Raw genomic sequence first — 26214 nt, 5'->3', positions numbered from 1 at the left:
GACTGGCTAAACCGAAACGCACCACTTTCATCAATGCATCACGCTTCATTCTCTCAGGGGAAGAGGCTGGTGTGTCTAGCTTTTTGTGGTTCAGAGTGAAATCGTAAAACACCCCTAAATAATAGTCAGTTAACAAGTCTCAAGTCATATTTTTCGCTCAATGACTATTGAATTCTGAGTGCTCAAAGGTGATTCTTCATACGTAGTAAAAGATGGCTGTCCTAGGTGCTAAGTGGCTTTTGGTTGGAAGCCATATATAGCTTTTGAAGGTAGAAAATAATGTCTTATATCATGTTCTTTGGAGGGGAGTCTCGCTGGACTAGCTATGGTTACAAATGTGTATCAGAAAGTGATGTTGATTTAGACTTTCATGTTGTTAAGGCCCTTTGGGGGAATTCATTCTCATTAGTAGATGGAAGTGAAATTGTAGCTGATGTTTCTATAGAGACAATATGTTCTTCAGTTTTATCAATTGAAAAAGTAAATATTGGAAAGTTATATCATGGGTGGGTTCTGAATGGATCTAAAGAAAAAATGTATTCTGTTAATGGGAGGTGGGAATTAGAGGTTAATGGTAAGGTTTTTGGTAGGATTTCCAGCGGGGGGACTCTTTTTAATAGTATTTTTACGTTGTTTAAGAAAGGGGGGTGGATGAAACCAAGGCCATATAATAGGATCGATTTTGATTCGGATATTATTAGTCCTCGTTTTGCTATGTGTTTATTAATAGCTGAAACTCTCACTAGTCCTGTATAGCCTAGTATCAAGTTTGAAGTGCAACAGTAGCGGTTTGAGAGAGTAAGGGGGCAGCCAGTGCGCCGAGATAAATCGGCAAGAGATTGAAGGTGAAAGCCCTTTATCCGGTAAAGCTTAGCAAGTCGCCGGAGCTCCGAGTCATGGGCTGCTGTCAGTAATGCAGAGGTTAAGCGTTGACAGCTGATCAAGGACACCCATTCCACGATATTTTTAACTTAATGACTATTGAACTCTGAGTGCTCAAAGGTGATCCTTCATACGTAGTAAGAGATGGCAGTTCTTTCTACTAGGTGGTTTAGTCCGACGCCAGCAAATCCTGATGCCATCAAACCCATGTGGATTAGTAACTAATGTTGAATAAAAGCTGGATTGCAATTTGTTTTCTCTTGATGTTGATTGGGTGCAGTGGCGTAAGAACAGCAATGAGTGCGGATTATATGAACTTTAAATTTGTTGTGTTAGACGAGAATCGCGAGGCGGTACCTTACACTTCTGTTTGGTTCTCGATGCAGCCAAACTCGTTACGAGATCCTGACAAAGTTGATTTTTCACTCGATGATCTCAAGAGGGTTGTCGCACGCTTCAAGGGGGATGAGGACCTAGCTTATTGGATAACCATGCCAAATAATAATGTTGATGCGAATCCTCTTACTGGTATAGATGGCTTTTCAAATTACGAAATCGATTTTGGAGAGAAATACTGGGATGGAATGGAGCATGTTGCGGTGCGCTTTGCTCTTATAAAGAAAGGTTATCAACCCGCCTTTGTTGAGCATGTTTACCGTAGAGGCCAAAGCCAGAAAACGTTCAACATCACTCTGAAAAGGGAGAGTGACGCGGAGGTATCCCCCTTCCAACATCGCTTTGATGAGCTCAGGCATTATGTAGAAAAACACCGCCATAGTGAGACTTCAATGCTGAGTGGGGACTTTGCTGGCCTTTCCGAACTCCGATCTTCATTGGAGGAGCTTGCTGCACAGGCGATGACAGCTGGCGACCGCCAATTTGCAGCCAGAATTTACTGGTACACATCAGATATGCCGATTGTCTATTCCCAAAGTTCGGGGACAGCAAAAAAGAGTGGATTTTCACGCAGTGGTCGCGACGAAAAGTGGCAACAGGAAATGATGCTTAAAGCGCTAGAAATGAGTGACCACCCTTACTTGAAGGCTAAGCTTGCTAGAGAAACTTTAGGCCCTGAGCCTGGCTCGACGGATGGCACGGCTTATGTAAGCGCCGTTGTTGCCCTTTTCGAAGCGGACAGGGAGCGTATCTGGTTTGGTGAAAGTAATTATTACATTACCCAACTACTAAACACTAAGCAGTTCGAGTTAGCCTGTAAGCACGCAAAGTGGATGGAGAGCTTTGAGCCATTTTACGATTCGAAAGAAAGTAACAATCAGTTTGTTGCTGATGTAAATACAAAAATTAACCTAGATATAAAATTAGGAAGGTTACCCGAATCATTCGATTATCAATGCCAATAATCCGGGCAAAAAATTTATCGGCAACTATCTCTAGATTGCCGATGCCTTTGGTAATGCGATTGGGAATAGTGTGGCAGGGAAGTACCGACAAGAGGCGGAACAGGAGCGATTGAACAATCGAATATCGTTAAACGGATAAAGGACATCCATTCCACGATATTTTTAGATTAATGACTATTGAATTCTGAGTGCTCAAAGGTGATTCTTCATACGAAGTAAAAGATGGCTGTCCTAGGTGGCTATTGGGCTGTTGGCCGGAACTATAGTCGGGATCGGTGTTGCATACAGTATGGAAAGTGGATATAAATCTGTAGGGTGGCGAGAGTAGTGCATATAAATAAGACAGTTGTTTTAGCCAATGTAGGATTAAATATACTGGCAGCAGCTTTTATTGCTGGGGTTGTATTTTATCCTTTTGTTTGGAGTAAGTTAAGTGATGGGTTTTTATTTTTAGTCTTGCTGTGGGGGGGCTTAACTATTAGTGGAGGGGTCTTTTTTTATTTTAAGATTCAGCTTGGTATTGCCTATATTTTGTGGGCCAATGTCATCATTTTATTTTCAATGACTGCTAGCTTTTATATATTTTATATATTGTCTTCTAATGAGGGTAGGTATTACTTCCTTACTATTTATGGCTTGTTGGTTGCACTTTGTTTTATGGTCTTTAATTTTTATTTTAGGATGAAAGAAGGTGGGGTTGAAAAGGCTTTGATGGCTGGCAGAGTTGAGCTGGGGACATATAAATTCTTTCCCGGAAATCATGTCCCACTTGGTGATGGTGACCTTAGGGTATCTAGTAGATGGCCCATGATTATAGCTTCTTTTGGTGGCTGCTTTGGTCTTTTGATTCATAATTTTAATTTGATATTGAATACCATTATTATTTGTATGTTTCTTAGTGGGGCATGCTTTTCTTGGTTCTTTTCTCGAATACTATTTCCAGATTTTGTTACTTGCTTATATTGTGGAATAAAGAAGAAAAATAAATAATTTAATACAAAAGTAACAAAGCAAAAAATTAAGAATAAAAGGACATGTATGGACGCCCCGGATATTGCAAGTCGCTTTCAGGAAGATCGGTTTGCGGACATATATCCGGCGTCTTTGTGAAGGACGTTTATTCGCCTTCGCTCCATGATGTGTTCCGAACCCCGCCGCCTTATCACCCACACAGTTTCAACTTCAACTAATGTCCTTCGTCAGGCTCTTGCGAGGCCGGATGACCGCTTATCCATCAAGCGGATAAAGGACACCCATTCCACGATAGTTTTAGCTTAATGACTATTGAATTCTTAGTGCTCAAAGGTGATTCTTCATACGCAGTAAAAGATGGCTGTCCTAGGTGGCTTTTATGGTCAGGGCAAGGCCCTCACCGAGACGCAGGCCCAGCGAGTAGAGGGTCAGGAAACGGGTCTGGTAACGGAGTTGGCGGGTCTGGCAGATCACCCTGGCGATCTCGGAGGGTGACAGGATATCAGGCAGGGTGTTGACCTGAGGAGTCTTGACGATATCGAGCCACTGCCAGTGTCGCTTAAGCACAAAGCGGTAGAAGAACTGGAGGCCGTTGCGGTCGCCATTGTTTCGGGGGTTAGGCGTCAAGTGTATGCAGAATATCATCAACCTATTTAGACGACTTTTTCAGAGAACTCAGCCGAAACAGCTACCTCTTATCGACGTTGATAGTGCTGGCTTGAAGAGAGTTTATTGGCTGACCGATAAGCTCAAAGATGATCCCAGTAGGGTTGCGGAGACTCGAAAGCTAACTCTGAATTCTGCTAAGCCATTTCTTGGTTTAAATGGTACTTATGGTTTGTATGCATCTTCGAAGTGGTGGGATAGCATTAACAAAGGGATCATGCCAACTAGATTCGTGTCTGGAACCATAAATAGAGTCTACGAATCTGGACAGGACGAAATGGGAGTATTGAACACGGTTGACCTAGAAACAGTCAGTGGTGGCACTGCAAGTATTGGAATTTTCGTTAATGACCCAGCAGACATTTCGTTGTTTATAGTCGGCGCGAAAGTAACAGTCGTATACGCGGAAGATGAATTAAAGAGAAAAGACGGTAATGGGCGCAGAAGTGTAGCAAGCTTGACCTTAGAAATGGCGGTGTCTTGCAAGTGATATTACAGTGCTAGTCACTAACTCGTCGCAACGCTCCTAGGAGACAAAGGCCACGACTCGGCGAGCTGCTGGCCTTTGCCCATGGCTGCGGCGTCATAGCACCTCGCATTTCCCCTCGGTATAGCCACCTAGCCGAAACCTGTGCCCGTGGGAATTCACATTGAACAAGCGCAGTGTGCCTTCAGAATACAGATGAACAAAGCCCCGCACGCACAGGTGCGTATTGCCAACCTGAGCTAATGAATAGAGCTCTTCTTGGAGGGTGTCTGTAGCGACATCAAGCAGGTAAGGTATGAGCGTTGTACCAACGAACTCGCTGTAGTGCGCGTTTGCGTTAACCACTTCGAAAAAGGTGCAATGCCCGTCCGCACACTCATAATCTTTCAGTGCTACTTCAAACCTGACTTCACTGTTTGACTGTTTTGCCCGCAGATGTGGCCTCAAATAGGAGACCGACAGTACGAGCAATACGAGTACAGTGACAAGCGCAAGGGGTAGCTTCGAATGCTTCATAGAGAAAGTCCTGAAATTGCTGAAGACAGTTCTTTATCAGTCAGAAAACCTTTCTTCTTCGTAGTGTGAACATGCTTGCCATTTAGGTAGGTTTTTCTCTCGTCGTGCCGGTAGTCCTGCATTTTTAGTGTGGTCGCTTTGCATTCGGTTAATGGGGTTCAACGAGTGTAATGCTCAATGATAATTGATGGTACTTTCTGTTCGCTTTAAGACGAATGGCCAACCTCTGTTGGAGTTCAGAATTCTTTGTCAGCATTTGGGTTCTATGTGGCTCCATTAACGCCTTGTAACACGATCGCTTAAGGTGTTTGCTTAGCTTCTTTCGCTATGAAGTCTAAGCTTGCAAGCACTGGTCGCTAGCCGCTTCAGGGACGTTCTCGCCTCGCTGTGGTCTCGCTTAAAACCGCGCTAGCCCCGTTCGCACGGCACCACTACCCCTGACAACCTCTCCGCAAACCCATATGATGATTGGCTTACCGCATTATTGAGTATCATCATGTTTTCCTGGCTTTGGCAGTTTGTTAAGTTCTATAAAACCCGTTTGGCGATCGCCATTGTCGCCTTGGTTTTTACCTCGGCGTTGACTCTGTCTTTAGGGCAGGGCATTCGTTTGATGATTGATAATGGCTTTGGTGCTGAATCCTATGACGGTCTGGCGTCAGCGTTACAAGTCACTTTGCTGATTATTGTGGGCCTGGCCATTGGCGCTTATTTCCGATTTTTTATGGTGTCCTGGATCGGTGAACGGGTGGTCGCGGATATTCGTCGCCAGTTGTATGGCCGTTTACTGAAACTGCCACCGAGCTTTTTTGAAGATAATCTGGCGGGTGAAATTCAAAGCCGTGTCACCACGGATACCACCCTGCTGCAAACCGTGATTGGTTCCTCTTTCTCGTTTGCGCTGAGAAACACGCTCACTTTCTTGGGCGGCATCACCCTGATGTTTATCAGTAACGTTAAGCTCAGTCTGGTGGTGTTGGCGGTGGTGCCGTTTATTGTGTTCCCACTGATTGTGATTGGTCGCAAGGTAAAGCGTTTATCTAAAGACAGCCAAGACAAGGTAGCCACGGTAGGCGCTTGGGCCGGTGAAAGCTTGCAGCATATTAAGGTGGTGCAGGCATTTACCCGCGAAGCGTTAGTTAGCCAGCAATTTGCTGATGGCGCGGAAGGCGCCTTTCAAACGGCGTTACAGCGTATTCGCTATCGCGCGTTTTTGATCGCCTTGGTGATGATTATGGTGATGGGGGCCGTCACTGTGATGCTGTATATCGGAGGGACCGATGTACTGGCGGGCAACTTGTCTGCCGGTGATCTTTCGGCCTTTGTGTTTTACGCCATTATGGTGGCGGGTTCGCTTGCCGCTGTGACCGAAGTTTATGGTGATGTGCAGCGTGCCGCCGGTGCAGCCGAACGTATACGTGAATTGATCGCAACCGAGCCGGATATTCAAACCCCTGCACAGATTCAGCAAGTGGACTTCGCCAAATCCGGACCGTTGATTTCCATTCACGATTTGGCCTTTAGCTACCCATCGCGCCCAGACCACAAAGCACTTGATGCCTTCAATTTAGAAATTCAGCAGGTTGAGCGTATCGCGCTGGTAGGGCCGTCAGGCTCGGGTAAGTCGACACTGTTTGATTTGCTGCTGCGGTTTCGTGATCCGCAGGTCGGCGGTATCAAGATTCAGGGTACAGACATCAGAGATATGGATCTGGAAAGTCTAAGGGATCTGTATGCGTTGGTGCCTCAGCAGCCGGTGCTGTTTAGCGCCAATGTGGTGGATAATATTCGGTTTGGGAAACCGGACGCCTCACAACAAGAAGTAGAAGCGGCAGCGAAAGCCGCCCATGCCCACGATTTTATTTTGGAGCTGCCTGACGGCTATTACAGCTTTTTGGGTGAGCAGGGCGTGAAACTGTCCGGAGGGCAAAAGCAGCGTTTGGCCATTGCCCGCGCTATTTTGGCCGATCCTAAGATCTTGTTGTTGGATGAAGCCACCAGTGCGTTAGATGCCCAGTCAGAGCATCTGGTTCAGCAAGCGTTGGATGAGTTAATGAAAGAGCGTACTACGCTGATTATTGCCCATCGCTTGGCGACTGTGGCCCATGTCGACCGCATTGCGGTGTTGGAACATGGCAAACTGGTGGATGTGGGCAGTCATGACAGCTTGTTGCAGAGCTCGCCTTTGTATAAACGTTTGGCGGAGTTGCAGTTTAGATCTCATGAAACGGTGAAAAGCGCGATTTGACCCCACAACATGATGTTTGAGTGTCGTGGCGGTCATCTCTCTCTGTTTCATGCTTTTCGTTTCACGTTTTAGCATGTGAATGATTTAAAAAATTAAAACTATATAATCAGTTGGATTATTTTATTTTTTCGCATATTGATATTAAGGGTTTTTAAATGGAGTTAATAGATACATACATATCTAAGTTTGAAGAATGCTTGAAAATTGTTGACTATGGTTCATCCGAAAAGAAGAGAGACACAGCATTTTTAATGACATTAACTATGGTTAATGCGAGAGGGCTAACTCGGGAGAAAAGAAATGCGATATTATTTGATTTGGCATATTACGCTGTAATAAAAAGAGAAATAATAACAAACCTCAAAGATGAGGTGTCGCCAAATACATCTTTATCAATAAACTACTCACCTTTTGAAGGCGTGATGGTCTTTCTAAGCTCTGAATCCTACCTAAATATAGATACCATCAGCTATATATGTAATGAATTGAGTTCGGAATATAAGAAATATAGTGGTGGATCCTGCATGAACGATTGCGTACACAATGTTGCGTTCTATGGATTTAATTGCGCAACATTAGACAATTGCCTTAATGCAGCAAAAAAAGCCAGAAAAAAGTAGTTTTGATGGCCAATCTTATCTATTTAATTCATTGGTCTTTTTAGTGTACAGTCATAAAAATACCAGCGACTAACTCTTCACTTTTCTCCTCGCGGGTACAGGTGCCACGGCAAGGCGAGCCGCAGGCTATTATCTGTGGTTTAGGTGTTAAATTTTAGGGAATATCATGCGTGTAGTTTTTATTCTGTTATTTGTATTGCATTTAAGTGGTTGCGTAGGGTTAGCGGTTGGAAGTTATGGAACTTTCGAAAATAAGAAAGAAGACTTTACGGTCTCCTCTGAACGTAACAAATTTGATTTTGGTGCACGTAAACAAGCGTACACCCAAGAGCAACTCATTGAGTTGTGGGGTAATCCTGATGATAGCTACACCGAAGGAAAATGCACTGTCCTGTCATACCATGATGGATATAACTGGTCTGGTGTAGGTGCTTTTGTATTTATTATCCCTATCCCGTTAGCCGTACCGAGCGGAAATAACGAAACCAAACTCTATTTCATTAACAATCAAAGTGTTGCAGCAACCACTGAGTATGGTGAAGTCATTGGAATGTTTGGCTACATGTGTGGCAGTAACGAGTGCGGTTTCAACGCTGGCCCCGTTGATTCTGATAAGGCGCGTAAAGTCTCCGTTGATTGGTGCAGTTAAGATCGAACATGCACAGGCGTTATTAGGTAAGGCGATGTTGAAATTACGTCATTTCGAAAATCAGGATCTAGAACTGCTTGTCGAGTACCTAAACTGCGATGACGTAGTGAAATACCTCAGCACTGTCATTCCTCAGCCATACACAGATGCTGATGCGAAGTGGTGGATTTGCGAAGGCTGCAAAGCTGACTTTGTTCGGGCCATTGAAGTTAATGGTGTTCTGGCTGGCTGTATTGGCGCACGTCGAAAACAAGCTGAGTTCAGTAAGTCAGCTGAAGTTGGTTATTGGCTGGCTAAGCCCTTTTGGGGGCAAGGCTTTGCTACTGAGGCACTGAATCTGTTGGCTCGCGAAGTCAGCGAAACTACTGATATCGTTCGTTTACAGGCAATGGTGTTTGAGGGGAATGCCGCGTCACTGGCAGTACTTAAGAAATCAGGGTTTACTGCAGAGGGCTATCTTCAAAAAGCTGTCTACAAGAACCGTCGTTTTTACAATGCGCACCTGCTTGGCAAAGTTGTCTCATAACGAGCTAAGTCATCAAGCTATCTATTTAAAGCCGGGCGCGTAGGAATAGCAGGTGAACGCGGCCTGAATGTTATTTTGGCCGTTTATCTTACTTAGTTGCTTAGCTGTTTTGTATAGATGTTTGGCTATTGGGCGTAAGTGCTCGGTATGACGTTCGCCCCTGAAAATTAGGCTAGTCTAATTAGACGACTCGAAAGATAGCGCAAGCTTGTTGGCGTTTGGTCGTTGAGTGATTAGGCCAACGTGCTATCAGCGACCGCTGCTGGGAGAGAATGATGAAAGGCCATTTATACCGTTTCACCATTGAGCACATAGAAGACAAGCAAGGTAACTCGCTTGCGTTAAGCCCGTTAACCTTTGAGGCAAGAAATCACGACGATATTTTGAATATCGTTGAAGTGATGAAGGGCAAAATGGCCCTTGATGAAACAGATGCCACGGCATTTGCGGTCGGATTAAAGCTATTTGGCGAGGTGATGCTAAAAAATAGTAAAAATGAACTGTTCAAACAGTTCCGGCCTCACCTTAATCACTTTATGAAAGAGCTGAAAAAAACATAACAGCGCTGTTTGCCAATTGAGCCACTTAGCTATGCTGTTGCGCTAAAATAGCTTGCTGAATATTACTGCAGCAAAGGCGAACGATCTGGTGACCAAAAGCAGGTAGAAGTCATGCCAGCCTACACTGATGGAACACTGCTTTTTTGTGCTCTCTGACTTACGTTGTTATCAACATTCCACACTAAAACCGAGCTGAATTAGGGGGGCGTTCGACTAAAGTCTAATCCTCTATTCCTGCCTACTACGACCAAAGTCCAATACCGCAATCCTTGCTGCACGCCTAACTTTTGTTGCTATCAACGCGATAACTCCGAATTAACACAGGGAGCCGGGTATGGCAGATAAGCAGAATATGGCGCTGGTACACCCCAGCCAAGAGATCCTCGACAACGCGCTCGTTAAGAACTACGACGAGCTGTATCAGTACTCGATTGAAAACCGCGAAGCCTTCTGGGCTGAGCAGGCTGAAACATTGCGTTGGATCAAGCCGTGGGACAAGGTGTTAGATAATAGTAACAAACCTTTTTACAAATGGTTTACAGGTGGCGAAATCAACATTGTTGATAACGCCATCGACCGTCACTTGACGGGTGAAACGCGGAATAAACTGGCGATTATTTGGGAGAGCGAAGCGGGGCAAGTTCGTTCTTTTTCTTACTATGCGTTGAACCGTGAAGTGAGCCAGTTTGCCAACGTGCTGAAAAGCATGGGGGTGCAGAAGGGCGATATCGTCACTATCTACATGCCGCAGATCCCTGAATTGGTTTTTGCCATGCTGGCTTGCGCCAAGATAGGTGCGGCGCATTCAGTGGTGTATGGCGGTTTTAGTTATGAAGCGCTGGCGGCGCGGATCGAAGACGCAGAGAGCCGGGTGCTGATCACTGCTGATGGTGGTTTCCGTCGAGGTAAACCGATTGATCTAAAAGCGATCGCCAATGAAGCGATGAAGCGTTCGCCGACAATCGAAGTGTGTATCACGGTACGTAATAACGGTATTGACGCCGAGATGGAGTCGGAGCGGGATTTTTGGTACCACGATTTGCAAAGTTTGCCGATTGCGTCGCCCAAGTGTCCGACTGAGCCGATGGATGCCGAAGATCCGCTGTTTATTCTCTATACCTCTGGCACCACGGGCAAACCAAAAGGGATGTTACATACCCATGGTGGGTATGCCGTTTATACGGCGACAACACACCGGATGATGTTTGATATCAAGCCTGGTGATCGCTACTGGTGTGCGGCTGATCCCGGGTGGATCACTGGCCATAGCTATATCGTGTATGCGCCATTGATTAATGGCGCCACGGTGATGATGTATGAGGGGGCGCCGAACTACCCCTACCCGAATCGCTGGTGGCAGATGGTGGAGAAATACGGCATCAATATTCTCTACACATCACCAACGGCACTGCGTGGACTGATGCGCTTTGGTGACCGCTGGCCGCAGCGTCATGACTTGTCCAGTTTGCGTTTATTGGGCTCGGTGGGTGAGCCGATTAACCCGGAAGCGTGGCGTTGGTACCACGAGGTAATTGGTGGCGGCCGTTGCCCGATCATTGATACCTGGTGGCAGACTGAAACCGGTGGCGCGATGATCTGCCCGCTGCCGATCACGCCACTGAAACCCGGATCGGCCACTAAGCCTTTCTTCGGCAATGAGATTGGGATTGTTGATGATGAGGGTAACGAGGTACCTGCTGGGGAAGAGGGCAAGCTAGTGATTAAGAACCCGTGGCCGGGGATGGCGCGCACCATCTATAAGGATGATGCCCGTTACGCCGAACTGTATTGGGGCGATTACGGCGATAAGGATTACTACAAAGCAGGGGACTCCGCCAAGGTCGATGAGGATGGCTATCTCTGGATCATCGGCCGCATGGATGAGGTGATTAAGGTATCAGGCTATCGCTTGGGTACGGCGGAAATCGAGAGTGCGTTGGTCAGTCATCACAGTGTTTCTGAGGCCGCAGCTATCGGTTTACCCCATGAGATCAAAGGTAATGTGATCCATACCTATGTGATCTTGAAAGAGGGCGTGACGGCAGACAAGCCGCTTGCGCAAGAGTTAAAGGAGCATGTCGCTTCTGAGATTGGCCGAATAGCCATGCCGGAAGAGGTGAGCTTTGTTGAGGCGCTACCCAAAACCCGTTCAGGCAAGATCATGCGTCGTGTTTTAAGGGCGCGGGCGCTGGGGCAGGATGAGGGTGACTTGAGCACCTTGGAAGAGTGAGTTTCAGCCGTGGGCGATGACCACGGCTTTTTATTATAAGAAAAGAAGCACTTACATGCTGGTTGAACAGGTGGTCCAGCCAGCAATATGACGAAATAGAAAGGAGCATATAATGAAAAATTCGTCTCTAGCCACAGCGGTGGCAATTGCCTTGTTAAGTGGCTCTGCCAGCGCGGCAGTCAAGCTGCAAACGCTCGGTGATGCGCTGGACCAAACTGAGTTTTCATTTGGTGGTTACATCAAACTGGATTCGTTCTGGAGTGATTATAGCGACGGCAAGTTGTCGTCAAACAATATTGGTCGTCAGTTTTATGTGGCGTCGACTATTCCTGTTTGTACTGATCCAAATGGTTGTGATGACGGTGACACCACCATGGACGCACATGCCAGAACCACCCGCTTTAATTTCAGTACTGCGACTAAAGTAGATGAGCACACCATTAAGACCTTCCTGGAGATGGACTTCATGGCGACGCCTGGCGGTAACGAGCGGGTTTCCAGCAGCTATGAGCCACGTATACGTCACGCATTTTTCACCTATGATAATTGGTTATTTGGTCAGACTTGGACCACCTTCCAAAATACGGCGGTACTGCCGGAAGCGGTTGATTTCTTAGGGGTGTCAGAGAGTACCGTGTTCGCCCGTCAAGCGATGGTGCGTTACACCATGGATAACTGGCAGTTCTCGTTGGAAAACCCAGAAACCACCTATACACCTTATGCTGGTGGCTCAGATCAACCAGGTGGCGGTCGAATTGATAGCGACGATAGCATGCTGCCTGACGCTATCGTGCGTTATAACATGAGCACCGATTACGGCAGTTACTCGCTGTCTGGTTTAGTTCGCCAATTGAAATACGATACTGACGGGCAAGACGATACTGATGTCAGCTATGGGCTCTCGTTTGCCGGTAAAGTGCCATTGGGTAAGGATGATATTCGTTTCATGCTGACCGGCGGCGCTGGGTTAGGACGCTATGTGGGTTTGAACTTTATCAACGGTGGTTCGATTGATGATAGTGGCAATCTGGAGGCGATTGACAGTGTTGCAGGTTTTGTCTCCTACCGTCATTGGTGGAACGATCAGTGGCGCTCCAATTTCTACGGTGGTGCCATCTCGGCAGACAACGATGAGGACAATACCGGCATGTACGCGAATAAGTCGTCATATAGCGCCCATGCTAACTTGATGTACTCACCTGTGCCAAAACTCACCTTTGGCCTAGAGCTGATGTACGCCGAGCGTGAACTGGAATCCGGTGATAAGGGTGACATGACCCGTCTGCAATTTGGCGCTAAGTACGCGCTCTAAATGAGCTAACTATCTCTTAGTTGTATCAAAGCGATACCAAGCCCTGTGCTTCGTATCGCTTTTTCTTAGGCCAATTTTTGAGCCGTATTCACGTTTTCTTATATTGTTTAATTTAGACTATGTGTCATGAAGTACAGAACTACCCAGAGCGCTGTTATAGCAAGGCAAGCAGCTAAAGGCTTTACTTTGATAGAGTTGGTCGTGGTGATCATTATCCTCGGCGTACTCGCTGTGGTGGCACTGCCTAAATTTATCAATTTCTCTACCGACGCACGTATCGAAGTGCTGCGTCAGGTGAAAGTGGCAACCGAAACTGCCAACGATTTCGTGAATTTTAAGTCCAAGATGCCTAGCTTTGGTTCGGTGGATTCATCTTCTGATGGGCGCATTACGGATGTCGATATTAATGGCGACGGTAGTTACGATCTGCGCTTGATCTGGCGCTACCTGGATAATGAAGATCTCGCCGAGATGGTCGATTTTTCTGATGAATTATTATTGATGTGTCAGGGCACTTGTAAGAACGGCTCCGGTGCCAATTTGCCGGGCTCTGCTAACTCTTATCTCGGCTTTGATCTGGATAGCAACAATGACGTACGTGATGATAACTGTTACTTCCAATACACTCAGGTGGCATCAGATGGTGCACTGCCGCAATACCAATTAATTACTGCTGGCTGTTAGCGGCGACTCGTAGCGAGAGTTCATTGTAGCGGCTCTCTGCAACCGATTTTCGAATTGAATATAGCCCGTTAAACACCATCGATGGTGTCTGTTGGCATAGCCTCTATTACGAGTTTTTTATCTAGTTTTAGCCACTCTTTAACCTCCTGTTCTAAGCGCTCTTCTAACAACGGATGTTCCGTTAGCCAAAGGCCATCAAAGCTTAGATACAAAGTGTCATCCTTGGCGTGGATCTGCGGTGTGGATAGGTCGTCGCTACGATGCAGATGAAGCAGCGTGGATAGCCGCAAAATGAGCACCAGCTTAAGCACATCGTCTTGTTCAAATAGGGTAAACATTGGCAGCTCATCCGAGAGCTTTTTCCTGTGTTTTAACACTAGGTTAGCGAGTAACTGCTGCTCTTCGGCATTAAATCCGGGTAGCTCGGTGTGTTCCAAAATATAAGCACCGTGACGGTGGAAGCCTTTAAAGTGAATAGAGATGCCTATCTCATGCAGCAGAGCCGCCCAGTTAAGCAGCGGCTTGAGCTTTTTCCCATTCAGTTGCCAATCGCTCTTTAGTGCTTGATAGAGGGTGACAGCGGTTGTTTGCACGCGCACGGCTTGTGCTTGGTCTACTTGATAGCGCTCTATTAGACTCATTGCCGTACGCTCACGAATGTCGTGATGGCGCATTCGCTCTTCCATCTCATAGACTAAGCCTTCGCGCAGGGCGGCTTCAGAAAACTGCATGGAGTCAATGCTAAGCTCGTGAAACAGTGCGATCAGGATCGCCAGGCCACTGGGCAGTACATTGGCTCGTTCGCTGGCTATTTCTGTAAACGTCTTTAGATCCACCTTGCCATCGTCACAAAACTTTTGTTTTAGTTTCTGCAGGCTTGCATCAGAGATGTTTGCGCTGTCTAACGTCATGACTTCCAGACAATAGGCGATCGCTTTAATCGTGCCGGAACAACCCAAAGCCTGCTTCCAGGATACTTTCTTGTAGCTGCTGGCGATGGGGGCGATAAGTCTGCCTGCGGCGAATTCTGCTTGTTTGAACTGTTTGTTGGTGATCTTGCTGGCATCGAAAAATCGCTCGCTAAAGGTGACACAGCCAACATCCAGACTATTGAGCTTTAATGGAGCAAAGCCTTGACCAATAATGCATTCGGTACTGCCTCCGCCTATGTCAACGACCAGCCGATGCTCTTTACCCGGTTGGGTATGTGCCACGCCTTGATAGATCAGGCGCGCTTCTTCTGAGCCTGAGATAACTTCTATGGGGCAGGGCAGCAGAGCGCGTGCCTGGCGGAGAAACTCTCGTCGATTGCGTGCTTTGCGCAGCGTATAGGTGGCGACGATACGAATATCATCCGCAGCGATATCTTTGAGCCGCTCGCTAAACTGTTTGAGCGTATCTAGCCCTCGAACGATCGCCTCATCACTTAACTGGTCATTATCATCCAAGCCTTGTGCAAGCTGCACGCGTACCTTCTCTTTGCCAAGGATCTGAAAGTGGCCGCTAATAAAACGCCCGATCAATAGGTGAAAACTGTTGGAGCCTAAGTCAATGGCGGCGATCGGCGCTGGCTCTGTTTCATCATTCATTATCTGCTTTTCGCTCTGCTTTTAAATTCGGTTCTATGGATGGAGATCTCACCCTCATATTGGAAAGACAATAGTCGATCACTGTGGTTATCGCCTTGGTTATTCGCTTAATAATTGCTGGTGCTGGTGCTGGTGCTGGTGCTGTTGGTCATCAGTCGCGGTGCTCAGTGCTATTTTCCTTTATCAGAGAGAAATAAGTATTTGGCATATGCCAAATACTGCGCTATAAATGGCATATGCTATTTAGGAGGCGTTATGCCTAGACCCAGAATTCCTCGTGCCGTATGCGGTTACCCCGCTAACAGCTGCTTTAAGCCAAACGGTGTGCCTATGGCACAGCTGGAACAGATCACTCTCGCGTCTGATGAATATGAAGCGCTACGTTTAGTGGATCTGGAAGGGATGCAGCAACAGCAAGCTGCGGTGCAGATGGAAGTATCGCGCCAAACTCTGGCCAATATTCTTAAATCTGCTCGTTTCAAAGTGGTGGATTGTCTGACTCAGGGTAAAGCGCTAATGATGCAAGCTAGTGATGATTAGGAGTACTTATGATTACCGCAATACCTATGGATAGTGACACTGTTGCTTCTCATTTTAGTAAGGCCACCAGTTTTGTCTTTTTCAACGAAGAGGGCAAAGCGATCGGCAGCAAACAAAATCCAGCCCTGAGAGCTAACTGCCAGGGCAAAGCTAAGCTGCTGCAGATGCTGGCTGAATATCGTGTTGAGCGACTCGTGGTGCGCAATATCGGTGAGAAGATGTTGCAACGTTTGTTGTCGTTATCTTTCTCCGTATTTCATTTAAGCAGTGGGCGCGTTGATCTATCTGAAGTGGTTAAACGGAATAGCCCATTAACGCCACTAACTCATTTTTCCCAAGGGCGTCCTTCGATAAATGCCCATGGCAAAAATAAAGAGGGGCATCAGTGCTGCGGCCATAAGCACGATGAACAGGACGTAACAACAGAAGCCTGTTGTCAGGAAAACGCGGAGGCCGAGCAGTGCGGTTGTGGTAGCCACGGGCATCACCAAGGCAAAGGGAAGGGCAAAGGATGTGGTCATGGCCACAGTCATGAGCATCGTCAGGATCATAGCCACGGGCATGGTGATGGCAAAGGCTGCAAAGGAGGGCGGAACAAAGGGGCTGGCAAATGCTGCCATTCTTGATCCGTTGGCTACCTCAGATGTTACTGAGTCTGGCTATCGTCGGTGCCAGCATGGCGCTACTTTGGTGGCGTTTGGCGAGCATCAAGCAACGCCCGTTAGCTGGTGTTGAGCAAAGTGATATCGCGTCAGCTGGGCGTGGTGCTGTATCGAGTAACGCCCTCTGTGGCTGCCAGCAGCGCTGCAGTGATCATCTTTATCAGATAAGTGAGCCGACGGATGTCTGAGTTAGTGCCAGCGGTTGCGGCGGCCAACTATCAGTCGTTAGCCGCTTCTCACCAGCAGTGTATTGCTTGCGGTGATCCACAAATGAACCCGCTGACACTCGGTTTGCGGTTCTCTACCACGCCAGCATCGAGCGTTGTTGCAGATTGTCGGATCACTGCAGCGTGGCAAGGCTATTCGGGGATCATGCATGGTGGCGTGATCTCCACGCTGTTGGATGCTGCAATGACCCACTGTCTGTTTCATCACGGGGTAAAAGCACTGACGGCAGAGCTGAACGTGAAGTTTGTGCGGCCCGTGGCCGTCGGTTTACAACTGCGTGTTTCAGCGGCGCTGGTTAAACAGCGCAGAGCCGTGTTCTGGCTTAATGCTGAGCTGGCTGACTCATCTGCTATCTACGCAACCGCTGCTGCGAAATTTGTCACTGTAGCGGAAATTTAGACGAAAAAAAGCCGTTTACGCTTGAGGCGAAAACGGCTCTTATTGAAGGTGTCGTTAGTGATTAACTCGCGCGGCGACGAAGCACCAAGCCAACTAATGCTAAACCAAGCAGAGCAATCGGTGCTGGCGCAGGAACAGCGGCTGACGCTGGAGCGAAGCTTAAAGAAATGTCTTCAGTACTTACTAAGGCACTACCTGAGGTTACTGAGTTAGGAGCATCACTTAGCCCTGCCCGGAAAAATGTACCATTTAGCTCAGCGGACCTGAATAGTAATGTTGAGTCGGTTACTGCTGGTGCTGAGTTAACGACACCAAATGATACAAACTCAAAATCAGTAATTATGCCACCGGCGACGGTCCAGAAATTTGCTACTGGGCTGCCTACATATTCACCAACCCCAAAGCCTGCGGTATTACTAAAAACTTCAACACTGCTGGCAGCACTGGTACCTTCAGTCAGGCCACGAACGATACCCGTGACAGTGCCACCGCCGTTGAGTGCATTTTCAAACGTGAATGTATAATCAAGCAACGCGGCTTGGGCGGTGTTGGTTGCTGCAACTAGGGCGAAAACAGCGATAAAGCGAGTCAATAAACTGCGCATCATTACTTCCTTTTTTGATGTTAATGACAATATGTCGATAAAAGCTGGTTTTAATGCTGATTAAATAAGCAAAAACTGTTCCACATCAATCTAATCAATGGGTTGCGAAAGCACCGTTTTTGTTTTTGTAAATTTTTCAGACAACAATCTGGTTGTTTGTTGTTCAATTTGCGTGGTGGAGAGTGCTTTTAGTCTATTAATTGCATTTCTAATAGTAGCTATGACCAACTTAGATCTGATGCACTAAAATCCCTTGTTTGCGATTGACTGCGAAAACGTTGTGATATGAAGTGTCTGGCAGTACATTTGCACCCAATCGATAAGAACACCGTTGGCGTATTGATGATGCCTAGAATGCAATGGGAGTTAACGGTTTATGCAACTACGTGACTACCAACAGGCTGCCGTTGATGCGGTGTTGACGCACTTCCGCAAAACCGATGACGCGGCGGTCATTGTTCTGCCTACCGGCGCGGGGAAAAGTATCGTTATCGCCGAGTTGGCGAGGCTGGCACGGTTTCCTATTTTGGTGCTGGCCCATGTGAAAGAACTGGTGGAGCAGAATCACGCAAAGTTCCAGGCCTATGGCTTTGATGGCGGGATCTTTTCGGCGGGCCTTGGGCGCAAAGAAAGCCAACATGCTGTGACCTTCGCCAGTGTGCAGTCGCTGAGCCGTAATCTGCAGCAGTTCAGCGGTTACTATTCACTGTTAATCGTTGATGAGTGCCATCGCATCAGCGAAGAGAGCGAAAGCCAATATCAGCAGGTGATTAGTCATCTGCGTCAGCAAAATCCGCAGCTAAAAGTGCTGGGCCTAACCGCCACCCCCTATCGTTTAGACAAAGGCTGGATCTATCAGCAACACCACCACGGTTATGTGCGTACAGACCAATCTGTGCCGTTTAAGAAATGTGTCTATGAACTGCCATTGCGCCACTTGATCTCACGGGGTTACCTGACACCGCCAACCGTAATCGATGCGCCCGCAGCACGCTACCAGTTTGATGAGTTGCCCAAAGAGTACACGGAAGCCGAATTGGATCTGTTTCTGGCTCGTTGCCCGCGAGTTACCAAGGCGATCTGTGAGCAGTTGTTGGTGTTGGCTGAGCAGCGTCGAGGTGTGATGGTATTTGCCGCCAGTGTTAATCATGCGCTGGAAATTTCCCGTTATCTTCCTAATGCTGAAACAGCAGTGATTACTGGTGCCACACCGGGTAAACAGCGCGACCTGCTGATTGAACAGTTTAAACAGCAGCAGCTGAAATTTTTGATCAATGTTGCGGTACTGACGACCGGTTTTGATGCGCCCCATGTGGATTTGATTGCCATTTTGCGCCGTACCGCGTCGGTGAGTTTGTATCAGCAGATCGTTGGTCGTGGCCTACGCCTTTATGACGGCAAAGATGATTGTTTGGTGATTGACTATGCAGGTAATAATTATGACCTGCATCAGCCGGAAATCGGCATTCCGCGGCCAAACCCAAACAGTGAACTGGTGCAGGTGCTGTGCCCGGAGTGTGGTTATGGCAATCTGTTTTGGGGACTAAAGGATGCTGATGGTGATGTGATTGAGCATTATGGCCGTCGTTGTCAGGGCTTGGTGAATGATCCTGCCGATACAGAGCAACAGATCCAGTGTGGTTTTCGTTATCAATATAAAGAGTGCCCGCAGTGCAATGCACAAAATGATATTGCGGCGCGACAGTGCCATGATTGCGGCGCGCAGCTGATTGATGCGGATAATTTGCTACGGCAGGCATTGCAGTTGAAAGATCGCAAAGTGCTGCGTTGTGCGGGAATATCCGCTCAGGCGGATGGCGAGTTGCTGACACTGATTTATCACGATGAGGATGGCGTAGAATTAAAAGAGCGCTTTGATTTTGCTAGCGCTGGGCAGCGGAAAAAGTTCAATGAGCTGTTTTGTCGTAGGGTGACCGCTAAACCGCAGCCGTTGGCCGCGGCGGTAGAGGTGGTCGATCAAATTGCTGATCTGGTCGCCCCTGATTTTGTGATCGCCCGTCAGCAGAAAAAATTCTGGAAAATCGAGCACCGTATTTTTAATTATCAAGGGCCTTATCGCAAAGCTCATCAAGCTCACTGATAAGGGCCACAACTATTTGGGGGTGGCTGACTTAGATAGGCTGTTCAGGCTCATTGTTATCTGTATCAAGCATTAGCGATAGCGCCTCTTGTGATTCAATGTCATCACCACGAATTAGCCAAACTGAGCCTAGCGCTAAGACATAGAACAGAGCCATCAAACCTGCCAACGAGGCATGAATGCCGCTGACTTTATTGAGCGCTTCCGCTCGATCAATTTCGGCCACAATAGCCCAGCGAAAAGTGTCAAAGTCGATATAGTCATAGGCAGATAAAACCGGTATGCCGCGATAGTCTGGTATATGCATAACCCCGGCATTACCTGCCAAAGCATTCTCAATGGCCGGTGTTTCTACCTGTTTTTGGAGAACGGTAGAGGAGCTTTCAAAACGAGAGTCGCTGCGCATGAGATAGTCTTGACCAACTAAATAGGTTTCACCTGACTCGCCCATTCCCGCTTTAAAATGCATGATCTGGCGTAATTCATCTGTGGGTAGCTGAAATACCAGTACTCCCAAAACCTGATCGTTTTTGTTACTCATCGTACGTGCAATAAATATCGTAGGCGCATCGCCACTCGGTTGGTAGTGGGCAATGTCACTGATAATTACTTTGCCAGGTGTTGCCATCGCTCGCTGAAAAGTGGTGGACAGTAAGGTATCTCGCCATGAATCATCCAGCAACGCCGCACCAAAATCGGCCTCTTTTTCGACACTGTAAAGTGTATTTCCATTTGGGGTGATCAATAACGCATCGTAATAACCGCGTTCAGTCACAAAGCGGCGAGCCATAGGATGAAGCTCTACATGTATCTCGTTGTAACGGGAGTTTTTAATGCCGGTATCAACCAGCTCTCGGTATTGACCTTTCGGGTGCGGATTTTTTTCGACATACACTTCGCGCAACCTAGCGCCTGGGTCTCCCTGTGTCGCCGCATAATTATCCCACAGGGCGTTGAGTTCAGCTTGCTTACTGACCAATTTGGGGTTCAAACTCCAGAAGGTTAGCTCGGTACTGGCGGTTTCGAAATAGGTCAGCAGAGCCTGCTTGCGCAGGCTGTTGATCAGTTGCAGTCGTTGCGCTGATTCATCTAATTGGCGATTGGTGAGGAGGTGGGTAATAAAAATGCCACTGCTGATAAACAGCAGCGCCAGAATGAGAGCGGTGATTAGCCAAAGTCGTAGTGATAATTTCCGTACCATGTTGCTACTCCATCCCATTCGCGAAGGCTAAACGATCTCGAACCAGTGTGTTCACCGCCTGCCAGGTAAAGCTGAAATGTTCAAACTCCTCTTGGGTCACTTTGTCTTTCGAGAGATCAGTGACTACGGTGTTGAGGATTTTGACCAGTTCATCTTTAAGCTCATGGAGCTGAGCATTTTCTTGTGTTTGTTGCGCTTGTTCCGCGATATTCATCAGCTGCAGTGTGTATTCACTAACCCGTACTTTTCGTCGGCGCATGACCCGTGAGCGGAGCGCTAGTCCCAATGATGAAACAAAAGCGCCTACGTAAATAAACGACGCCAGCATGCGAGTGTTCTTTTGTAGAAATCCTGGTTTTTCGCGATCGTAATAGCCTTGAGCACCGGGATGTAGCGGGATAGGAATATCAGAGTCATCAGTAATAGGTCTAATAAACCCGGCTAATTTACTGTGCGCTGCTAACTCAGAATGATGTTCAAATAACAGCGCTGTGAGTTCATTGACCACCTCATAGTCGAGGTCTTTGTGAGCCAGTAAAACTCGATCCAACACGGCTGTTGGTAGATCTCGTTCCGGTACGGGAGGCGATCCCCGATACGCGCCGGCAGGCACAACGCCAGCGCTTAAAGAGGAGTGTCGTAGAGACAGCGCTTCAGCATGCTCGATTGGTACAATATGCATTTGCTGATTTCTCACCAGCGCACGGATGGCTCGGTTGCCTGGCGCTCGCACTCGATAAGCGGCGTCAACTTGTCCCATTACCATGGCGAAATTAGCGGCTTCTTCTGACATAGGCAAAGCCGTTAAATCATCTTGCGTGAGGCCATAATGGTCGGCCACAAACCAGAACGAATCGTGTTGGCCGCTGATTAGTGGTGCCGTCACCACAAACTTGCCCTGTAATTCGTTGAAGCTATTTATGTTGGAAGCATCGTTAACGATGAGCTGATAGGCATCAACAAATAAAGAGGCCACTGCGGTACTCTTTTCATTGACCTGTGCATCCGCTTGCGTGGTTGCGAAGTCAACGTGACCGGCTTGCAATAAGCGGATGTTGTCTGACGAACCGCCAGTCTCAAAAACATCTATTTGGGAGAGCTCATTCTGCTGGTTATAGACTTTAGCAATGGCAGAGGCCAGCTCAAACGATTCGCTGTGGCGTGGTCCTGCAGCGATTGTCAGCCGTGTTTCTTGCGTTGATATGAACCAGAGCACTGTGGCGCTTATTAGTGCCAGCCAAATTAGGCCCAAAATAAACAGACGTGTGCGAATGGCTCTATCTCCTAGGTAGTGCGGTTAATATTGGCGACTATTTAGCCGTGGTTATTGGTGCTTATTTCAGCATGATAGCACGATACAAAGTGACTGCTTTGGCTTGTTAAACATCGCTTATCAATGGCTGCTGGATTACTCGTAACGGTTAATATATGTCGCGTAGAGGATGATCTATTGAGACATAGCGCTTAAAACAATTATGAAACTTATAGCAGCCGTGAATAAACCTTGTCCTCCTGTTTAGACGTTGGTGTAGACTGCGGAAAACTACTCATTATTGACATGCTTTCATGGCTATTTCAGCTATTGTCCGGGACAAAATACTGCAAATAACGGGAGCCGAACGACTGGCAGAGGTTACCCCTATTCAAAGTTTATGGGGCGGATTAGGGGAGCTATTTAGGGTCTCATTGGTGCATGTTGACAGCATGAGCGACAATACCAATATTCCCCAGTTTAGCTCCGTTGTTGTTAAGCATATCCTCTTTCGTGCGCCGGTAGACCATCCCCGAGGTTGGAATAGCGACCTCTCGTTTCAACGCAAAATGCGCTCCTACGATGTGGAGCAGCATTGGTACCAGACTTATGCTGATTCATGTTTGCCAGCATGCAGAGTACCCCGCTGTTTATTCGTCGAACGCCGTGCAGACGAAATGCTATTGGTGTTGGAAGATCTCGCCATCGACTTCCCTGAATTGGTTGAAGCGCCTAATGTCCTGCAGATAGAGGCCTGCATCTATTGGCTGGCCAATTTTCATGCTCGTTTTCTTGACCAAGCTGCAGATGGCTTGTGGCCGGTCGGCGGTTATTGGCATTTAGATACACGGCCTGATGAGTTAGCGGCGATGACTGACCTACGCCTCCAGCAAGCCGCGCCAGCGCTTGATAGAGCGATAAAACAGTGTCGCTATCAGACACTGATCCATGGTGATGCCAAACTGGCGAATTTCTGCTTCTCGGCGGATGGTAAACGAGCTGCCGCAGTTGATTTTCAATATGTCGGTCAAGGCCCTGGTATCAAGGATCTGATGCTATTCATTAGTAGTGCGGTGCCGCCAGCGTTATGTGAAGAATGGCAAGAACCGTTGTTGGATACCTATTTCCGTTTTTTATTCGAAGCGTTGCAGCGACAGGGCAAGACAGCCGTTGTTGATTGGCCAGCGCTGGAGCAGGAGTGGCGCTTTATGTTTGCGATCACCTGGGCTGATTTTCAGCGCTTTGTTCAGGGCTGGTGCCCAGACCATTGGAAGATAAATGACTACAGCCGAAGCATCACCGAGCAAGCATTGCTAGCGTTAGATCAAGTCGCAGCAGAGCCGACTGGTGTGAATCCCATCGTGGCGTCGGATAATAAGGTCGATCATGACTGAGCAAGCTAACGCTGAATTGTCGATACAGGAGCTAAAACTATTGCTGGTTTATGCCAGTAAAGCCGCCACCGCTGCCGCCCGCTATATTCAGAGTTTTGACCGTTCAGCGCTGCAAGTACAGGACAAGGTTGGCGGTGACAGCTTGGCTTCACAAGTGGTGACGCAGGTGGATATTGCGTGTGAACAGCTGATTAAACAGCACTTACAGCCGAGCTGCGAGCAATGGCAGATTGCTTTGCTTGGCGAAGAAAGTGCCGATGAGTATGGTCACGCTCAGCACCCCAGATTAACCAAGGATTACTTCTGGTGTATTGATCCGCTGGATGGCACTTTGCCTTTTATTGAAGGTGGCGCTGGTTATGCCGTTTCTATTGCTTTGGTATCTAAGCTAGGCCAGCCGTTACTGGGTGTGGTGGCGCATCCGTCCAGTAATAGTTTATATCAAGGGGTTGTGTGCGGCAGTGAGCATCTGCTCTATAAGAATGGCTTGCCTTGGCAACCCAAGGGCATTGGTGGCAGCCAGGTTCACAACCTGTTTCCGGCGACTGAGCAAGATCATAGCCAACCCATATTGAGCTGTTTTTTTGACCGTAGCTTTGTTCAGCAAGCTAATTTCAAAATACTAATGTCTCGGTTTGAGCAACAGGTTCAGTCATTAGGATACTCGGCGATAAACATAGCCGATGATGCCGGTGCTGTGATGAACGCGATACAGGTGCTGGAACATCCGTCCGCTTGCTATTTTAAACTACCGAAGACCTATCCCGGCGGCGGTAGTTTGTGGGATTTTGCCGCCACCGCCGCTATTACAAGCGCCGCAGATGGCTGGGTTAGTGATATTCATGGTGCGCCGCTGGATCTTAATCGACGAGATTCTAACTTTATGAATCATCGTGGTGTGCTGTATGCGACTGATAGCCGCATTGCCGAGATGATCATGGCGTTAGCAAATAGACTGTAGTCGAACAGATTATTCCGGTATTAGATCTGTGTAAAACATGCGCTAGTTTGAGTGAGATTAGTCACTACTGGAATACTTATTGTTTTGTAAAAAATACAATGCCATTACGAATAGGAGCAATATCAGGCTAGTACCGACGCTATTTTTATCGCACTATGGGCGTTGACGAAGTTAAGGGGTTTCTGTTGTGCTAACAGACTTCTTATGTGGTGGTATTATAGATTTGAAGGTTACTCATGGATAGAGAGCAAGTGCTTGCATTGGCCCCCGATACCGCGTCAGTGAAGGCTGCAGCCAAGCTTGAAAGCCTGTCTAAGTGGCAATTATTAGCTCAAAATGAACGGGCAATCTGGGGAGAGTGCAAAGGGAGCGGTAAAAAGCCCTATTTAACTCGTATTGACCGCGACGGTCACGCATTCAAATGTTCCTGTCCCAGTCGTAAATTCCCCTGTAAGCATGGCTTGGCATTGTTTTTACTGTTTGTTGATAACAGCAGTGCATTTACCGATGGTGGCCTTTCTCCTGACTGGGTGCAGGAGTGGCTTGATGGTCGCGATAAGCGTGCAGATAAAGCTGAAGCCAAAGCCAGTCAACAAGCGAAAGCAGACCCTGAAGCCCAAAAAAAGCGCCAGCTTAAGCGTGATGATAAGATCCTCGCTGGGGTGACTGAGTTGTCTCTCTGGTTACAGGATCTCATTAGAACAGGGATCGCCGAACTACCTAACAAACCTTACCGCTATTGGGATCAACTGGCTGCCCGAATGGTTGATGCACAAGCGCCGGGATTAGCGACCTGGCTGAATCGAATTAGTCATATTGTTGCCGGCGGTGATGCCATGGCTGAGACCACCGCTGAGCTGGCCAAACTTCACCTGTTTTTACAGGCCTGCCAAAAGCAGGAATCACTCTCAGCATTAAGTGCTGACATTAAAAGCCTACTTGGTATCTCTCTGCCGGAAGCGGAAGTGCGCCACCAGCCTGCGGTTGAAGATGAATGGTTAGTTATCGCCAAGCGTCAATCAGAAGAGAACGGTTTGATCCAGCAGAGTTGCTGGTTATATGGGCTACAAAGGGGGGAGTTTGCCAAGTCGATACAATATGCCCACGACACACAACGGGCAAAATTGGCTAATGACTGGTTTGTCGGCAATGTACTCAATGGTGCTATCCATTATTACCCCTCTGCCACGCCGTTACGGTGTTGTGTGGGGACATACCAAACAAGCCAATGTGCTGAAGATTTTAAACCGTCGGGCGATAAAGGATTATCCCGTTATACCGAGCTGATGTCATTAAACCCTTGGCTAGGGTTGCGCCCCGTTGTGCTATGCAATGTCATTCCTGTTTACCAACAGGAAAGACTGTACTTTGTGATGGATGACGATCCAGGCAGAGCACTCAGTGCCAGCGCCAAAAATATCGATATTGCACGCTTGTTAGTGCTGAGTGGTGGACATAGCGTTACTTTGTTTGCTGACTGGGATGGCCAGCAGCTATATCCGTTGAGTATTTATGCCCAAGGCAATGTGATTGCGCTTGATATAACGCGCGATAGTTAAGGAGCAATAAC

At 47.5% G+C, this 26214-nt stretch carries 26 protein-coding genes; 21 read left to right on the top strand and 5 right to left on the bottom strand.

Features of this window, described 5'->3' with window-relative positions:
- Nucleotides 1–279 precede the first annotated feature (279 nt).
- The 5 genes from EZV61_RS17325 to EZV61_RS17305 all read left to right on the top strand — a co-directional run bounded on the left by EZV61_RS17325 (nucleotide 280) and on the right by EZV61_RS17305 (nucleotide 4371).
- Nucleotides 280–756, top strand: coding sequence for a hypothetical protein (locus EZV61_RS17325; protein WP_131417230.1), 477 nt, complete (start codon nucleotides 280–282; stop codon nucleotides 754–756).
- A gap of 350 nt (nucleotides 757–1106) precedes the next feature.
- Nucleotides 1107–2243, top strand: a complete 1137-nt coding sequence (locus EZV61_RS17320; RefSeq protein WP_131417228.1) for a hypothetical protein — start codon at nucleotides 1107–1109, stop codon at nucleotides 2241–2243.
- Nucleotides 2244–2570: 327 nt separating this feature from the next.
- Nucleotides 2571–3233, top strand: coding sequence for a hypothetical protein (locus tag EZV61_RS17315; protein WP_131417226.1), 663 nt, complete (start codon nucleotides 2571–2573; stop codon nucleotides 3231–3233).
- Nucleotides 3234–3572: 339 nt separating this feature from the next.
- Entirely contained in the window at nucleotides 3573–3710 is a 138-nt protein-coding gene (locus tag EZV61_RS19490; protein ID WP_165569653.1) for a hypothetical protein, read from the top strand.
- Between the two features lie 136 nt (nucleotides 3711–3846).
- Nucleotides 3847–4371 (top strand): hypothetical protein, encoded by a 525-nt coding sequence (locus tag EZV61_RS17305; protein ID WP_131417224.1) that lies wholly within the window; start codon nucleotides 3847–3849, stop codon nucleotides 4369–4371.
- A gap of 93 nt (nucleotides 4372–4464) precedes the next feature.
- Here the strand turns inward: EZV61_RS17305 and EZV61_RS17300 are convergent, their stop codons facing one another.
- Nucleotides 4465–4884, bottom strand: coding sequence for a hypothetical protein (locus EZV61_RS17300; protein ID WP_131417222.1), 420 nt, complete (start codon nucleotides 4882–4884; stop codon nucleotides 4465–4467).
- Nucleotides 4885–5380: 496 nt separating this feature from the next.
- Here EZV61_RS17300 and EZV61_RS17295 point away from each other — a divergent pair, with 496 nt between their 5' ends.
- From EZV61_RS17295 to EZV61_RS19670, 8 genes are all read left to right on the top strand, one after another.
- Nucleotides 5381–7132: an ABC transporter transmembrane domain-containing protein gene (locus EZV61_RS17295; RefSeq protein WP_131417220.1), complete on the top strand. Its 1752-nt coding sequence runs from the start codon at nucleotides 5381–5383 to the stop codon at nucleotides 7130–7132.
- 155 nt (nucleotides 7133–7287) lie between these two features.
- Entirely contained in the window at nucleotides 7288–7752 is a 465-nt protein-coding gene (locus tag EZV61_RS17290; protein WP_131417218.1) for a hypothetical protein, read from the top strand.
- 166 nt (nucleotides 7753–7918) lie between these two features.
- Nucleotides 7919–8401, top strand: a complete 483-nt coding sequence (locus tag EZV61_RS17285; protein ID WP_114338855.1) for a hypothetical protein — start codon at nucleotides 7919–7921, stop codon at nucleotides 8399–8401.
- On the top strand, nucleotides 8385–8927 hold the full coding sequence (locus tag EZV61_RS17280) for a GNAT family N-acetyltransferase (protein WP_240695232.1): 543 nt from the start codon (nucleotides 8385–8387) through the stop codon (nucleotides 8925–8927). Before EZV61_RS17285 ends, EZV61_RS17280 begins: the two co-directional genes overlap by 17 nt.
- 275 nt (nucleotides 8928–9202) lie before the next feature.
- Complete coding sequence (locus tag EZV61_RS17275; protein WP_131417216.1) at nucleotides 9203–9487, top strand: DUF3861 domain-containing protein; 285 nt, start codon at nucleotides 9203–9205, stop codon at nucleotides 9485–9487.
- A 334-nt stretch (nucleotides 9488–9821) separates the two neighbouring features.
- Nucleotides 9822–11717 (top strand): acetate--CoA ligase, encoded by a 1896-nt coding sequence (gene acs / locus EZV61_RS17270; RefSeq protein ID WP_114338857.1) that lies wholly within the window; start codon nucleotides 9822–9824, stop codon nucleotides 11715–11717.
- A gap of 112 nt (nucleotides 11718–11829) precedes the next feature.
- Nucleotides 11830–13029 carry a DcaP family trimeric outer membrane transporter gene (locus EZV61_RS17265; RefSeq protein WP_114338858.1) on the top strand — a complete coding sequence of 400 codons (1200 nt, stop codon included), beginning with the start codon at nucleotides 11830–11832 and terminating at the stop codon, nucleotides 13027–13029.
- A gap of 126 nt (nucleotides 13030–13155) precedes the next feature.
- The gene (locus EZV61_RS19670; RefSeq protein ID WP_131417214.1) at nucleotides 13156–13713 is read left to right on the top strand and encodes a type II secretion system protein; all 558 of its coding nucleotides are present in this window, start codon (nucleotides 13156–13158) and stop codon (nucleotides 13711–13713) included.
- Between the two features lie 68 nt (nucleotides 13714–13781).
- On the opposite strand, the gene ppx is transcribed toward EZV61_RS19670, so the two are convergent.
- The gene (gene ppx / locus EZV61_RS17255) at nucleotides 13782–15302 is read right to left on the bottom strand and encodes an exopolyphosphatase (protein ID WP_131417212.1); all 1521 of its coding nucleotides are present in this window, start codon (nucleotides 15300–15302) and stop codon (nucleotides 13782–13784) included.
- A 255-nt stretch (nucleotides 15303–15557) separates the two neighbouring features.
- Here ppx and EZV61_RS17250 point away from each other — a divergent pair, with 255 nt between their 5' ends.
- Genes EZV61_RS17250 through EZV61_RS17235 form a run of 4 tightly spaced genes read left to right on the top strand, consistent with a single transcriptional unit; the run spans nucleotide 15558 to nucleotide 17131 of the window.
- Nucleotides 15558–15842 (top strand): DUF134 domain-containing protein, encoded by a 285-nt coding sequence (locus EZV61_RS17250; protein WP_114338861.1) that lies wholly within the window; start codon nucleotides 15558–15560, stop codon nucleotides 15840–15842.
- An 8-nt stretch (nucleotides 15843–15850) separates the two neighbouring features.
- Nucleotides 15851–16468 carry a NifB/NifX family molybdenum-iron cluster-binding protein gene (locus EZV61_RS17245; protein WP_131417210.1) on the top strand — a complete coding sequence of 206 codons (618 nt, stop codon included), beginning with the start codon at nucleotides 15851–15853 and terminating at the stop codon, nucleotides 16466–16468.
- Nucleotides 16453–16692 carry a hypothetical protein gene (locus tag EZV61_RS17240; RefSeq protein WP_131417208.1) on the top strand — a complete coding sequence of 80 codons (240 nt, stop codon included), beginning with the start codon at nucleotides 16453–16455 and terminating at the stop codon, nucleotides 16690–16692. Before EZV61_RS17245 ends, EZV61_RS17240 begins: the two co-directional genes overlap by 16 nt.
- Nucleotides 16685–17131 (top strand): PaaI family thioesterase, encoded by a 447-nt coding sequence (locus EZV61_RS17235; protein ID WP_131417206.1) that lies wholly within the window; start codon nucleotides 16685–16687, stop codon nucleotides 17129–17131. The genes EZV61_RS17240 and EZV61_RS17235 overlap by 8 nt, the downstream gene beginning before the upstream one ends.
- Before the next feature lie 61 nt (nucleotides 17132–17192).
- On the opposite strand, the gene EZV61_RS17230 is transcribed toward EZV61_RS17235, so the two are convergent.
- Nucleotides 17193–17735, bottom strand: a complete 543-nt coding sequence (locus tag EZV61_RS17230) for a PEP-CTERM sorting domain-containing protein (protein WP_165569652.1) — start codon at nucleotides 17733–17735, stop codon at nucleotides 17193–17195.
- Between the two features lie 376 nt (nucleotides 17736–18111).
- Here EZV61_RS17230 and radD point away from each other — a divergent pair, with 376 nt between their 5' ends.
- Nucleotides 18112–19836 (top strand): DNA repair helicase RadD, encoded by a 1725-nt coding sequence (radD, locus tag EZV61_RS17225; protein WP_131417202.1) that lies wholly within the window; start codon nucleotides 18112–18114, stop codon nucleotides 19834–19836.
- 31 nt (nucleotides 19837–19867) lie between these two features.
- Here the strand turns inward: radD and EZV61_RS17220 are convergent, their stop codons facing one another.
- Both EZV61_RS17220 and EZV61_RS17215 read right to left on the bottom strand, forming a co-directional pair.
- Complete coding sequence (locus EZV61_RS17220) at nucleotides 19868–21037, bottom strand: cache domain-containing protein (protein WP_165569651.1); 1170 nt, start codon at nucleotides 21035–21037, stop codon at nucleotides 19868–19870.
- Between the two features lie 4 nt (nucleotides 21038–21041).
- Nucleotides 21042–22298 carry a TAXI family TRAP transporter solute-binding subunit gene (locus tag EZV61_RS17215; protein WP_267897005.1) on the bottom strand — a complete coding sequence of 419 codons (1257 nt, stop codon included), beginning with the start codon at nucleotides 22296–22298 and terminating at the stop codon, nucleotides 21042–21044.
- Nucleotides 22299–22603: 305 nt separating this feature from the next.
- On the opposite strand from EZV61_RS17215, the gene EZV61_RS17210 reads away from it, so the two are divergent.
- From EZV61_RS17210 to EZV61_RS17200, 3 genes are all read left to right on the top strand, one after another.
- Complete coding sequence (locus tag EZV61_RS17210) at nucleotides 22604–23683, top strand: phosphotransferase (protein ID WP_131417198.1); 1080 nt, start codon at nucleotides 22604–22606, stop codon at nucleotides 23681–23683.
- Nucleotides 23676–24644, top strand: coding sequence for a 3'(2'),5'-bisphosphate nucleotidase CysQ family protein (locus tag EZV61_RS17205; protein WP_131417196.1), 969 nt, complete (start codon nucleotides 23676–23678; stop codon nucleotides 24642–24644). Before EZV61_RS17210 ends, EZV61_RS17205 begins: the two co-directional genes overlap by 8 nt.
- 236 nt (nucleotides 24645–24880) lie before the next feature.
- On the top strand, nucleotides 24881–26203 hold the full coding sequence (locus tag EZV61_RS17200; RefSeq protein ID WP_131417194.1) for an SWIM zinc finger family protein: 1323 nt from the start codon (nucleotides 24881–24883) through the stop codon (nucleotides 26201–26203).
- Nucleotides 26204–26214: the final 11 nt, after the last annotated feature.

It is taken from the genome of Corallincola luteus (genome assembly GCF_004336975.1).
In the GTDB taxonomy this organism is placed as follows: domain Bacteria; phylum Pseudomonadota; class Gammaproteobacteria; order Enterobacterales; family Neiellaceae; genus Corallincola; species Corallincola holothuriorum.
This window is presented reverse-complemented; position numbering and strand designations above follow the sequence as displayed.

Coding starts and splice junctions, on each gene's coding strand:
- EZV61_RS17320 (WP_131417228.1), top strand. CDS start 1,107: ATGTTGAATAAAAGCTGGATTGCAATTTGTTTTCTCTTGATGTTGATT.
- EZV61_RS17240 (WP_131417208.1), top strand. CDS start 16,453: ATGCTGCCATTCTTGATCCGTTGGCTACCTCAGATGTTACTGAGTCTG.
- EZV61_RS17205 (WP_131417196.1), top strand. CDS start 23,676: ATGACTGAGCAAGCTAACGCTGAATTGTCGATACAGGAGCTAAAACTA.
- EZV61_RS17200 (WP_131417194.1), top strand. CDS start 24,881: ATGGATAGAGAGCAAGTGCTTGCATTGGCCCCCGATACCGCGTCAGTG.
- EZV61_RS19670 (WP_131417214.1), top strand. CDS start 13,156: ATGAAGTACAGAACTACCCAGAGCGCTGTTATAGCAAGGCAAGCAGCT.
- ppx (WP_131417212.1), bottom strand. CDS start 15,302: ATGAATGATGAAACAGAGCCAGCGCCGATCGCCGCCATTGACTTAGGC.
- EZV61_RS17325 (WP_131417230.1), top strand. CDS start 280: ATGTCTTATATCATGTTCTTTGGAGGGGAGTCTCGCTGGACTAGCTAT.
- EZV61_RS17210 (WP_131417198.1), top strand. CDS start 22,604: ATGGCTATTTCAGCTATTGTCCGGGACAAAATACTGCAAATAACGGGA.
- EZV61_RS19490 (WP_165569653.1), top strand. CDS start 3,573: ATGGCTGTCCTAGGTGGCTTTTATGGTCAGGGCAAGGCCCTCACCGAG.
- EZV61_RS17220 (WP_165569651.1), bottom strand. CDS start 21,037: ATGGTACGGAAATTATCACTACGACTTTGGCTAATCACCGCTCTCATT.
- radD (WP_131417202.1), top strand. CDS start 18,112: ATGCAACTACGTGACTACCAACAGGCTGCCGTTGATGCGGTGTTGACG.
- EZV61_RS17305 (WP_131417224.1), top strand. CDS start 3,847: ATGCAGAATATCATCAACCTATTTAGACGACTTTTTCAGAGAACTCAG.
- EZV61_RS17290 (WP_131417218.1), top strand. CDS start 7,288: ATGGAGTTAATAGATACATACATATCTAAGTTTGAAGAATGCTTGAAA.
- acs (WP_114338857.1), top strand. CDS start 9,822: ATGGCAGATAAGCAGAATATGGCGCTGGTACACCCCAGCCAAGAGATC.
- EZV61_RS17235 (WP_131417206.1), top strand. CDS start 16,685: ATGTCTGAGTTAGTGCCAGCGGTTGCGGCGGCCAACTATCAGTCGTTA.
- EZV61_RS17300 (WP_131417222.1), bottom strand. CDS start 4,884: ATGAAGCATTCGAAGCTACCCCTTGCGCTTGTCACTGTACTCGTATTG.
- EZV61_RS17230 (WP_165569652.1), bottom strand. CDS start 17,735: ATGCGCAGTTTATTGACTCGCTTTATCGCTGTTTTCGCCCTAGTTGCA.
- EZV61_RS17295 (WP_131417220.1), top strand. CDS start 5,381: ATGTTTTCCTGGCTTTGGCAGTTTGTTAAGTTCTATAAAACCCGTTTG.
- EZV61_RS17245 (WP_131417210.1), top strand. CDS start 15,851: ATGATTACCGCAATACCTATGGATAGTGACACTGTTGCTTCTCATTTT.
- EZV61_RS17275 (WP_131417216.1), top strand. CDS start 9,203: ATGAAAGGCCATTTATACCGTTTCACCATTGAGCACATAGAAGACAAG.
- EZV61_RS17265 (WP_114338858.1), top strand. CDS start 11,830: ATGAAAAATTCGTCTCTAGCCACAGCGGTGGCAATTGCCTTGTTAAGT.
- EZV61_RS17250 (WP_114338861.1), top strand. CDS start 15,558: ATGCCTAGACCCAGAATTCCTCGTGCCGTATGCGGTTACCCCGCTAAC.
- EZV61_RS17285 (WP_114338855.1), top strand. CDS start 7,919: ATGCGTGTAGTTTTTATTCTGTTATTTGTATTGCATTTAAGTGGTTGC.